At 60.7% G+C, this 11759-nt stretch carries 6 protein-coding genes, 1 tRNA gene and 3 pseudogenes; 7 read left to right on the top strand and 3 right to left on the bottom strand.

Translation table 11 applies throughout. The features are described from left to right. The first annotated feature begins 39 nt into the window (after positions 1-39). From GST84_08955 to GST84_08975, 5 genes are all read left to right on the top strand, one after another. Entirely contained in the window at positions 40-429 is a 390-nt protein-coding gene (locus tag GST84_08955; protein ID XGB12489.1) for a helix-turn-helix domain-containing protein, read from the top strand. A gap of 63 nt (positions 430-492) precedes the next feature. Then, on the top strand, positions 493-1131 hold the full coding sequence (uvrY, locus tag GST84_08960; GenBank protein XGB12490.1) for a UvrY/SirA/GacA family response regulator transcription factor: 639 nt from the start codon (positions 493-495) through the stop codon (positions 1129-1131). 6 nt (positions 1132-1137) lie between these two features. Beyond that, complete coding sequence (gene uvrC / locus GST84_08965; protein ID XGB12491.1) at positions 1138-2961, top strand: excinuclease ABC subunit UvrC; 1824 nt, start codon at positions 1138-1140, stop codon at positions 2959-2961. A gap of 33 nt (positions 2962-2994) precedes the next feature. Further along, positions 2995-3555 (top strand): CDP-diacylglycerol--glycerol-3-phosphate 3-phosphatidyltransferase, encoded by a 561-nt coding sequence (gene pgsA / locus GST84_08970; protein ID XGB12492.1) that lies wholly within the window; start codon positions 2995-2997, stop codon positions 3553-3555. A 63-nt stretch (positions 3556-3618) separates the two neighbouring features. Further along, positions 3619-3694, top strand: a tRNA-Gly gene (locus GST84_08975). 189 nt (positions 3695-3883) lie between these two features. On the opposite strand, the pseudogene GST84_08980 reads toward GST84_08975, so the two are convergent. From GST84_08980 to tssC, 3 genes and pseudogenes are all read right to left on the bottom strand, one after another. After that, a pseudogene (locus GST84_08980) lies at positions 3884-5672 on the bottom strand (hypothetical protein). 53 nt (positions 5673-5725) lie between these two features. Next, a complete protein-coding gene (tssE, locus tag GST84_08985; protein ID XGB12493.1) occupies positions 5726-6454 on the bottom strand; it encodes a type VI secretion system baseplate subunit TssE in 729 nt (242 codons plus the stop codon). Then, positions 6451-7176: pseudogene (gene tssC, locus GST84_08990) on the bottom strand (type VI secretion system contractile sheath large subunit). The gene tssE and the pseudogene tssC overlap by 4 nt, the downstream one beginning before the upstream one ends. On the opposite strand from tssC, the pseudogene tssA reads away from it, so the two are divergent. Further along, positions 7164-8120 (top strand): annotated as a pseudogene (gene tssA, locus GST84_08995) (type VI secretion system protein TssA). The pseudogenes tssC and tssA sit on opposite strands and share 13 nt — an antisense overlap. Beyond that, positions 8117-11743 carry a type VI secretion system membrane subunit TssM gene (tssM, locus tag GST84_09000; GenBank protein XGB12494.1) on the top strand — a complete coding sequence of 1209 codons (3627 nt, stop codon included), beginning with the start codon at positions 8117-8119 and terminating at the stop codon, positions 11741-11743. Before tssA ends, tssM begins: the two are co-directional and overlap by 4 nt. Positions 11744-11759 lie beyond the last annotated feature (16 nt).

Raw genomic sequence — 11759 nt, forward strand, 5'->3', positions numbered from 1 at the left:
AGACCGTGTTGAGGATATTAGGGAAAAGGAGAAGCCTCTATGAACGGAATCGGTCCGCGGCTGCGGGAAGAGCGTGAGCGGCTAGGTATGACCCAGCGTGTATTTGGCGATATCGGTGGGGTCGAGCCCAACGCTCAGGGCAAGTACGAAAGCGGTGAACGCACACCGCGGGTCGATTACCTGGCGGCATTGGCGGCCAGGGGGGTGGATGCGCAGTACGTACTCAGCGGCCTGCGCACCCCGACAGCGCTCGAAGGTTTGAGCGCGGATGAGTCCGGTTTGCTGGGGGCTTTTCGGGAATTACCGTTGGACGATCAGGCGGCGCTCTTGCACCTTTTGGGGCGGTTGGCCAACGACGCCAAGCCCCGGCAAATCGTGAGGCCTCTCACCGTCGAACGTCAGTTGTTTCTGAAGGATGCAATGCGTTAGGCCCACCGTGAAAAATTTTGTTAAGGTGGCGGGATCCAATCGCCCTGCTGACGAGGTGTGTGCTTGATTAGGGTCTTAGTGGTCGATGATCACGATCTGGTACGAACCGGTATTACACGGATGTTGGCCGACATCGACGGCCTGCAGGTGGTGGGTGAGGGAGACTCGGGCGAGTCGGCACTGAAACTGGCCCGGGAGCTGAAGCCGGACGTTGTGCTGATGGATGTAAAAATGCCCGGCATCGGCGGCTTGGAGGCCACCCGAAAACTGCTGCGCAGCCACCCTGACATCAAGGTAGTGGCGGTGACTGTGTGCGAGGAAGACCCGTTCCCCACACGCTTGTTGCAGGCCGGCGCTGCCGGTTACCTGACCAAGGGTGCGGGCCTTGACGAAATGGTCCAAGCCATTCGTCTGGCCTTTGCCGGCCAGCGCTATATCAGCCCGCAGATCGCCCAGCAGCTGGCGCTGAAACCGTTCCAGCCGCAGGGCTCTCCGTTCGACGCGTTGTCCGAACGGGAAATCCAGATTGCCCTGATGATCGTCGGCTGCCAGAAGGTGCAGATCATCTCCGACAAGTTGTGCCTCTCGCCCAAGACCGTCAATACTTACCGTTATCGGATCTTTGAAAAACTCTCGGTCACCAGTGACGTCGAATTGACCTTGCTGGCCGTTCGCCACGGTATGGTTGACGCAAGCCTGTAAAACCTCATGTCCCAAGTCTTTGATGCCAGCGCATTCCTGGCGACCTGCAGCGGTCGCCCGGGCGTTTACCGGATGTTCGACGGCGAAGCCCGGCTGCTTTACGTGGGCAAGGCCAAGAACCTGAAGAAGCGCCTGGCCAGCTATTTCCGCAAGACTGGCCTTGCCCCCAAGACCGCCGCGCTGGTTGCGCGCATCGCCCAGGTTGAAACCACCATCACCGCCAACGAAACCGAGGCGTTGCTGCTGGAGCAGAACCTGATCAAGGAATGGCGGCCGCCGTACAACATCCTGCTGCGCGACGATAAGTCCTACCCCTACGTGTTTCTGTCCGATGGCGAGTTTCCGCGCCTGGGCATTCACCGGGGGGCAAAAAAGGCCAAGGGCCGTTATTTTGGCCCGTACCCCAGCGCCGGGGCCATTCGCGAAAGCCTCAGCCTGCTGCAAAAGGCTTTTTCAGTGCGTCAGTGCGAAGATAGCTACTACGCCAACCGCACCCGACCATGCCTGCAATACCAGATAAAACGTTGCAAAGGGCCCTGCACCGACCTGGTGACTGCCGAGGAATACGCAGAAGACGTGCGCCATTCGGTGATGTTTCTGGAAGGGCGTAGCCAGCAACTGGGCAATGAGTTGAACGCCGAGATGGAGAAGGCCGCCATGGCCCTCGATTTCGAAAAAGCCGCCGAGCTGCGCGACCAGATCGCCCTGTTGCGCCGCGTGCAGGACCAGCAGTACATCGAGGGCGGCAGCGGTGATGTCGACGTCATCGCCGCCTTCGTCAACCCGGGTGGCGCCTGTGTGCACCTGATCAGCGTGCGCGGCGGGCGAGTACTGGGCAGCAAGAACTTCTTCCCGCAAGTGGGCATCGAGGAGGAGGTGGCCGAGGTCATGGCCGCATTCCTGTCCCAGTACTACTTGGGCAACGCAGAGCGCGAGCTGCCCGGCGAGTTGATCGTCAATGTTGTGCACGAAGACTTCAATGCCATCACCGAAGCACTGCACACGCTGCGTGGCCGCGAACTGACCATTAGCCACCGGGTGCGTGGTACCCGCGCCCGCTGGCAACAACTGGCAGTGACCAATGCCGAGCAGGCGCTGAATGCCCGCCTGGCCAACCGCCAGCACATGGCTGCGCGCTTCGAGGCCCTGGCCGAAGTGCTGGGCCTGGATGAAGTGCCGCAACGCCTGGAATGCTACGACATCAGCCACTCCAGTGGTGAAGCTACCGTGGCCAGTTGCGTGGTGTTCGGCCCTGAAGGGCCGATCAAGTCCGACTACCGCCGCTTCAACATCGAAGGCGTCACCGCAGGTGACGATTACGCGGCCATGCATCAGGCCCTGACCCGCCGCTATGGGCGCATCAAGGACGGTGAGGGCAAGTTGCCCGACGTGCTGCTGGTGGACGGTGGCAAGGGCCAGCTGAACATGGCCCGCGATGTGATGCAGGAGCTGGGCTTCACCGACCTGACCCTGCTCGGTGTGGCCAAGGGCGTCACACGCAAGGCGGGTTTCGAAACCCTGTACCTGAACGATGTGCATCACGAATTCACCCTCAAGGGCGATTCATCGGCCTTGCACCTGATCCAGCAGATCCGCGACGAAGCCCACCGCTTCGCTATCACCGGCCACCGCGCCCGCCGTGGCAAGGCCCGTCGAGTCTCCAGCCTTGAAGATGTGGCCGGGGTAGGGCCCAAGCGCCGCCGCGACCTGCTGAAACATTTCGGCGGCCTGCAGGAGCTCAACCGCGCCAGTATCGATGAAATCGCCAAAGCCCCCGGCATCAGTAAAAAGCTTGCCGAATCAATTTATGCCAGCCTGCATAGCGAGTAGAATGCCGGGCTCAACTTGCGGCCAGTCGTACCGATGAATATTCCAAACCTGCTCACCGTTCTACGCGTCCTGCTCATTCCGTGCTTCATTCTGCTCTTCTATATGCCCTATGAGTGGAGCTACATGGCTGCCAGCAGCGTATTCGCGGTTGCCGCCGCCACCGATTGGCTGGACGGCTACCTGGCGCGTCGACTGCAGCAGAGCACGCCGTTCGGCGCCTTTCTCGACCCGGTGGCTGACAAGCTGATGGTGGCAGTGGCCCTGGTGCTGCTGGTGCAGACCCACGCCAACTTCTGGCTGACCCTGCCGGCGGCGGTCATCATCGGTCGCGAGATCGTGGTGTCTGCGCTGCGCGAATGGATGGCTGAGCTAGGGGCGCGAGCACATGTGGCGGTGTCCAACCTCGGTAAGTGGAAGACTGCGGCGCAGATGCTGGCGCTGGTGATCCTGCTGGGCAACCCGCCAGCGGTAACGTTCTGGGTGATCCTGGGCTACGGGCTGCTGCTGGTGGCAGCGGGGCTGACGCTGTGGTCGATGGTGCACTACCTGTTGGCCGCCTGGCCGCACCTGCGCGAAGGTTCGGAAAAAAAATAAAAGTTTTTTGAATCAAGGGGTTGACGCTGTTTTAGAAATCGCTAGAATGGCACCCATCACGACGCGGGAATAGCTCAGTTGGTAGAGCACGACCTTGCCAAGGTCGGGGTCGCGAGTTCGAGTCTCGTTTCCCGCTCCAAATTCGATCCTCAGTGCGTCGCTGGGATCAAAAAGAAGAGGCCTTTAAGGCCTCTTTTTTTATGCCTGAATTTTATATCTCGGCTATTGCCCCGGTTTCGACCAAACGGTCGCTGGGGGCGTAGCGAAATTGCAGGGTTTTCTGGGCAGGGTCGACGTAGCGCGTCAGTTGACCAGCGACATCAATTTCATAGCGGTCAATGCGACCGCCTGGACGTTCGCTTTCGACCAGATAACCACGTGCGTCGTAGCGGAAGTGGGTGTGTTTACCCCGGGCATTGATGCTTTTGAGGTCGTAGCCGTAACGGTTGTGTCCCGAATAAGTCTTGCCCGTGTGAGGTAGGTCATGAAAGCGGCCGATGATCTGTTCAAGATGCGCGTTTTCGTCATTGGCAGCGTTGGTCATCCCGCGGCGCTGGATCTGGGTCAGTACCTCGGCAATCAGGTTGTCGCTGGCATCGTAGCGATAGGCCTTGTCCAGCAGCGGCAGCACTTCAGCAGGGGCATCGCGGTAGTGAATAGCCTTGCCGGCCAGGCGACCGCTGGTGTCGTAGCGTGTGCGGGTGACCAGTTTGCCTTGGGTGGCCGTACTTGTCATAGAGGGCTTTCAGGCGCCCTTGTTCGTCGTACAGCAGGTCGAGGCAATTGAGATTGCGGTCGCCGAGCCTGATCAGGCGTGAGCGTTTGGGATTCAGTGGATCTGTATCGAAGACCTGATAGAGCCCGTCATGGATATCTTCGACAACGGTCTGGCCTTCCTCCAGCTGGAAGAAGGCCAAGCCGTCCACGGCACTGACGAAGGCATCACCGGCACTGAGGCGTCCCAGTTCCAGTCGGTTACCTTCCTCGTCAATGTAAATCCACAGTTCTCCCCCATGGGGGTGTGGCACACGCATGAGCTCAACCTCATACGGTACGCACCATCCCATGCCTAATAGGCCGTCGGGACGTCTATCATTGCTGTCGTAGCTTCGTGCCCATTCAATACCCACCAAGCCGGGAAGACTGAAGTCAACTTCCTCGGAGCCTACAAGGACCTTGCTACCTGCGGAAACGAGCACGGGGTTACCCTTATATGGGCAACCTTTGGATTTGGGTCTTGGTACCGGTGCGGTTGGGGGGCGTCTACGGGGCAGCCTGATTCTCCGTGAAACAAGCATCCCCGCAATAATCCCGGTAAACATCGCAATCTTGCTCTTGCCGTTGCGAATGTCCCGGACCGTCGCCGTACCGCCACCAATGCGCACATTGGGCGATACGTTTTCATTCACATCAATCGTGGCATCGCAGGTGGTCTTGTCACCTGAACGCGCTGCGGGTTGGCCATTGATGAATACCTTGTCCGAGCCTTGCGCAATGAAGGTGTCGGGCAGGGGCGGGTGGCGCGAACAGCTGATCTTGTCTCCTTTCGCAGGCTCCGAGCCTGGGTCGGCCGGTGTGGTCACGGGCGGGTTGAAGATGTCACGTATGGCCATCCCCAGCCCCACGAACGGGACGAGATAAGGCACCGCAGCCATGGCCATGGAACCAACGTTCTCCAGGATGGACGGTTCCTCTTGTTCAGTATCGGCTGCGCCGCCTCCAGGTGGGCCCGTGGTGCCGGCCGCGCGCGCAGCGGGCTCACTGTTAATGAGCACATTGGTTGACCCGCTCTCGATTTTTCCGTAGGGATCGGGCGAGACCACGCTGTTGCCAAGGCTGTCGCAAAAGCTGGAGATGGCATCGCCGACAGTCTGGTCTTCGCCGACGGAAAGGGTGCTCATTGCGCCGACTGCCACACCCGCGACGGCGGCGATGGCGACGCCAGCCGCACCGCCAGTGGCTACGGTGCCAACCACGGCCAAGCTGATGGCTGCGGCGACGGCCGCGGTGGCCGCTGCATAGATAACGGCCTCGGCAACTGCGCTGATCATTTCAGCGGCAAGCGATGGATGAAGAATTGCGTCGCCCATTCGGGCGGCGTGAACGGTCTGCGCCATTGGCGGTAAGCTCCTAGCAATCCGAAAGTCCTTGTCCTGGGGCGTGGAGAGGCTCAGGCAAATCGGAGCTCGTCTTTAAGCGCGCGCCAGTGGCTGATATCGTCGTCACTCAAAGGCCCAGGCTTGCTGTAGTTGAGCACCAGCATCCGTTGCTGCCCCGGTATCAGGCAGGCCGCCTGAAGCTGGTAGTGGGGCTTGTCGCCGACCATGAACTGGATGGCCATTTCCCGACTGTCGATGGGATGCTCATTGCTTCCAAGGCGGGTCACTTTCGCGGGCGTAATGGTCAGCGCCTTTGACTTCTTCCGTAATACGTTCAGTTGCTCCTCCAAGGCCTCATCCAGGGTCTTGGTGGTTGCAACAGGGCTGCGAGCGATCACCAACGTGGTTTGTCTGTGTCCGTTTACCAGCAGCTCCAGCTGCAACTGCTCTGCCTGGTTGTTGACCTGCACCTGGCAGTCGAGCCTGAAATGCAGTTCCAACGGGGCGTGACAATCCGGTACCGCTTTGAGCGCGCGCACGTGGATGCGCGGTTCAAAGCGCTGGAGGGTACGGCGGATATCGGCGCTCACTTGCTGCAGCAGGTCGCCGCTGCTGACGTCATGCCCGTTGAAGTCGCGCAGGCCCAGGTCGGGGCTGCTTTGGGAGCAACCCTGGCGAGCGTTCAGCAACGTTTCGAGGTGACGCTTGATGGCCGCGAACTTGTGCGAAGCGTTTTCCTGGCGAGACGGCTCCCGGATGGCGGACGGGTCCGCCATCAAGCGATCGAAGAAACCACTCATTGCGTGTCGAGCCGGCCTACCAGGGAAATTTCGAAGTTCGCGCCCATGTACTTGAAGTGCGGGCGCACGGCGAGCGAGACCTGGTACCAGCCCGGATCACCCGCCACGTCCGAGACCTCGACCCTGGCAGCACGCAGCGGCCGACGGCTGCGCACATCGGCCGAAGGGTTTTCCTGGTCGGCGACGTATTGCTTGATCCATTTGTTGAGTTCGGACTCAAGGTCGCGTCGCTCCTTCCAGCTGCCGATCTGCTCGCGCTGCAACACCTTGATGTAGTGAGCCAGGCGATTGACGATGAACAGGTACGGCAGTTGGGTGCCGAGCTTGTAGTTGGTCTGTGCCTGCAGGCCTTCGGGTGTCTTGGGGAAGTTTTTCGGCTTCTGCACCGAGTTGGCTGAGAAGAACGCGGCGTTGTCGCTGTCCTTGCGCATGGTCAGGGCGATAAAGCCCTCTTCGGCCAGCTCGAATTCCTTGCGGTCGGAAATCAGTACCTCGGTAGGGATCTTGGCCTGCAGCTGCCCCAGCGATTCGTACAGATGCACCGGCAGGTCTTCGACGGCACCACCCGATTGTGGGCCGATGATGTTGGGACACCAGCGGTAGCGGGCAAAGCTGTCGTTGATGCAGCTGGCCAACAGGAAGGCTGAGCTGCCCCACAGGTAATTGTCGTGCCGGCCGTTGATGTTCTCATCGTAATTGAAGCTGCTGATCGGCTGTTCTGGGTGAGCTGGAGCGCCTGTTGCACAAACACACGGCGCTTGCCAATGGTATTGGCGAGCGCGATGCGCCCAAGGCGCCGGTGGAGAGCCCGCAACCTGCGCCGCAGGCTGATGTCATCGCCACGCCAAAACCCCGCATGTCGATCGGTAACGAGCGCGAGACGCGCCGAGCCATGTTGAGCATGGCCGAGCTGATCAACCAGCAGGACCCGTACGACCCTACCGGCTATCAACTGCGCCGCTTCGGCCTGTGGGCCCACATTCAGGCCGCACCGCAAACCCGGCAGGGCAGCCGTACAGAGTTGATGGCAGTACCACGGGATATTGCCAGTGACTACGAGGATGCCATCGCCGGCACCGTAATCGACGCGGCGTTGCTCCAGCGAGTTGAAAAAAGTGTGACGGCTTCTCCCTTCTGGATTCGCGGCAGCTTTCTTGCCGCGACCGCCGCGTCGCGGCTGGCGATGGGCGAAGTGGCTGAGGCCATCCGTGCGGCGACCGCTCGTTTCGTGCTGCGCATGCCAGCGCTGCAGCAGCTGTGCTTCAGCGACGGTCAGGTGTTTGTCGACGACCAATGCCTGGCCTGGCTCAAAAGGGCAGACGGGCAGTCCGAGCAAGCGGCAGCCTCCCAAGAGTTCGCCAGCCTTCGCGAAGAACTGGTCAGCCAGCTGGAAAGCGGCGGCGTAGAACCGGTGTTGCTAAGGCTGCAGGGGATGCAGGCAGATTTTCGAGCCCCTCGCGAGCGCTGTCATACCACCGTCATCGCAGCTGATCTGTTGGCCGCACGAGGCGTGTCCTGGTTAGCCCAGGACCTGTGCGCCGGGGTCGCGCGAACGATGCAGCAAACCACCGCCAGCGACTGGGAGCCCGAGGTATTCCAGCGGCTTCAACAATACGCGTCCTCCCACGTGCTGGCCGATCGGAACAAGGAGCAGGAGCCTCGATGAATCAACTCTGGAAGTACCTCAAACGTTGGGGCTGGCCGCTCATGACCCGTATCGGTCTGGCAATGCCGCTGCTACTTGGGCTTGGTGCTGTGCTGATGCTGGTTGCCATCTGGTGGCTCGGCCCGCAATGGACGTGGCGCGATCAGCAGCCGTTGGCCAGTGTGGTGCATCGTAGTGTGGCCAGCCTGGTGCTCTTGTTGATGGTGCTGTTGTGCTGGTTGGTCGTGTTGAGAACGCGCTTTCGCCGCTTGCAAGCAGAGCGTCAGCAGGCAATGGACGCCGAGGCGGACCCGGCGCTACCGTTCGTTCACGCACAAGAGAAGGGGTTGAGCCAAGCGCTCGCACGCTATCTGGACAATGCCGGTGGGCGTCGCGCGCTGTACCGATTGCCGTGGTACCTCGTGCTGGGCGCCAGGCAGGCCGGCAAGAGCAGCTTTATTGACTGCACCGATCAAAGTTTCTCGTTGACCCGCATCGACAAGGCCCAGGCACGAGGCCGGCCTGCGCAGGCGCTCGCCTACCCCGTGGGATGGTGGATCAGCAATGATGCGGTGATCATCGACCCGCCCGGTGCCTTTATCAGCCAGAACGGTCCCGTAGATTCGCTGAGCAGTGGCTCCAGTGACGCTGAGTCCTCGGTACCGCCTGGAACCCAAGCCAACTTGTGGCAGCATCTGCTGGATTGGCTGCAGCGCAATCGAAGCCAGAGAGCCCTCAACGGCCTGGTGCTGGTTGTCGACCTGCCTGCGCTACTGCACGGTACCGTCGAGCAACGCACGGCCCTTGCCCACCTGCTGCGCACACGTCTTTACGAGGTGAGCAGCCAGTTGGGCTCGCGCTTGCCGCTTTATGTCGTGTTGAGCAAATTCGATCTGCTGGACGGCTTCGACCAATTCTACAGCAAGCTTTCGGCCGCCAAGCGCAACAGCCTGTTTGGATTCACGTTCAAGCTGGATGCGGTCGATACCTTCGACGCTTGGCTAGGCGAGTATGGCGAACATTACGATCGGTTGCTGGAGCAGCTGTTCGAGCAGGTGATCGATCAGCTGGACGTGCCGGGTAGCCCTGCGTTGCGTTCACGTCTCTACTCACTGCATAGGCAGTTGCTCGGGTTGCGCCCAGTACTGTTGGGCTTTCTGCGCGAGACCTTGGCAAGTGACCGTTTCACCACCCCGGCGCTGGTGCGCGGTGTGTATTGGTCGTCAGTCGTCCAGCACGGTGACGTGCGCAACGCCTTTGTCCGTGAGGCGGCGCAGCCTTACAAGACCAGCCTCCCCTTGGTTGAGGGCAAGACGCAGGGCAAGGCGTTGGCCTACTTCATTCAACAGGCCTTTGGACGGGTCATCTACAAAGAGGCCGGCCTTGCCGGCGATAACGTCAGGGTGGCTCGGCGCAAGCGCCAACTGCTGTGGGTGGGTTCTTCTGTAGGCGTTCTGGCCTTCTGCGTCGCCATCGCCAGCTGGCATCGTTACTTCGACATCAATGGCGTCAAGGCCGCCAGCGTGCTGGCCAAGAGCCGGGAGTACAGCCATCACGAAGTGGATCAGCGTCTGGACCCGACCGGGCGCAACTTGCTGGAGCCGCTGGACCAGATCCGCGATGCGGTAGCAGTGTTTGGCGACTACCGCGCTGCGTGGCCGGGTGTTGCTGATCTGGGGCTGTACCAGGGCCGTACCATCGGGCCGACCGTGGATGAGGCGTACCTCAGCTTGTTGTCCAGGCGCTTCTTGCCTGCGTTGGCCAGCGGCGTGATCGAGGCCATGGATGCGGCGCCCCCCGGCAGCGAGCAGCAAATGACCGCGCTCCGGGTTTACCGGATGCTTGAGGATCGCCGGAACCGTCGAGCGGAATGGGTCGAGGACTGGATGGCGCAACAATGGCAACAGGCCTTCCCCGGCCAGGGGCAGCTGCAACGAGACCTCATGCGGCACCTGAAGTATGCGCTGGCCTACGCGGATACCGACCTGCCGCAGTATCGCCAGCGTGTCAGCCAAGTGCAGCAGACATTGCGTAAGGTGCCGTTGCCACAACGCGTGTATGCGGGCCTGAAGCAGCAGGCCCAGGAGCAGTTGCATACCGGTCTGGACCTGCGTCATCAGGTGGGGCCTGCGTTCGATGTCGTTTACCAGCTGTCTTCCGGCTCGAGCCAGGGCGACAATGGCGTTTTGCTGGCGCCAATGCTCACCGCCAAAGGCTTCAAGGAGTACTTTGAACCGCGTAGTCAGCGCTTTACGGAAATGGCCATGATCGACCAGTGGGTACTGGGGGAACGTGCTCAACTGGATTACTCCGATGCCGACCAGGCTGCGCTGAACGAGCGCCTGCGCAACCTGTACAGCGCCGACTACATCGACAGCTGGCGCCGCGCCTTGAACGCATTCTCCGTGGCGGATTTTCGAGACCTGGATCATGGCGTCACGATCCTTGAACAGTTGGCCGGGCCAGCGGCGCCGTTGCACCGATTGCTGGAGACGGTTCGCGACAACAGTTCGCTGTTATCACCGGTTAATGTTGGCGTGGCGGATGAGGCCCCTTCGCCTGTTTCGGTCAACAGCAAGCCTGAGCAACAACAGGCGCTGGTCATCCAGCGGGCGTTTGCAGGCTTGAGCGCCATGTTGCACGCTGCAGGCGAAAAACCGAGCTACTACGATGAAACCCACGCAGCCATAGTCGCCGTCCACGACTATGCCAAGGCGGTACAGGGTAGCCCAGACCGAGGCAAGGCTGCGCTGCACGCAGTGCATCAACGCTTTTCAATGACCGGGCACGACCCCATCGGCACCTTGCAACGCGTTGCCACTGGCTTGCCGGAGCCAATCAATCATCACGTTAGAAAGGTGGCAGATCAAACGGCGCAGGTGCTGAACGTTGAAGCGCTGCGCGAGTTGGAGCGGCGATGGGATGCTGAAGTCTACAGCTTCTTCCAGCAGCGCCTGGCAGAGCGCTACCCTTTCGTAGTCAGGGCACCCGACGCTTCGCTGGAAGACTTTGAGGCGTTCTTCGGGCCGAAGGGGCGACTGCAGCAGTTCCAGGATCAATACCTGAAGCTTTTCCTCAAGGACAATCTGGAAGCCTTGCAGGATGGTTTGCAGGGGCGCTCCCTGATCCGTACCGATGTGATCGAGCAGCTGGAACGGGCCGATCGCATCCGCGAAACGTTCTTTGATCAGCGCGGTAACCTCAGCGTGCAGTTCAGTATCGAGCCGTTGGGGCTTAGTGCAAATCAACGCACCAGCCTGTTGGATCTGGATGGCCAGCTGATTTCCTACACCCACGGCCCAAGCCAGATCACCGGTATTGTCTGGCCCAATACCTTGGGGCAACACGTGCGCAGCAACCTGACCCTGCTCAGGCAGAACGGCAATAGCAGCAGCCTGGAGTATCGAGGGCCTTGGTCGATGTTTCGCCTGCTGAGCCGCGGTGCGCTCAATGGGCGTACGGCAACCAGCGTGGACCTGAGCTTCAAAACAGGTGATGGTGTGATGCGCTACAGGCTGAACGCGGAAAAGGCCTTCAACCCAATTACTCAACAACCGTTCAAAGGTTTTCGGTTGCCCCGAGGGTTGTTGCAACAGCCAGTCAGGGTGGCGTTGGCCGAACAGGCGGATGTGCCTGTCATGTAGGCAGGAGGCGGTGCAA

It is taken from the genome of Pseudomonas putida (assembly GCA_041879295.1).
GTDB lineage: Bacteria > Pseudomonadota > Gammaproteobacteria > Pseudomonadales > Pseudomonadaceae > Aquipseudomonas > Aquipseudomonas putida_Y.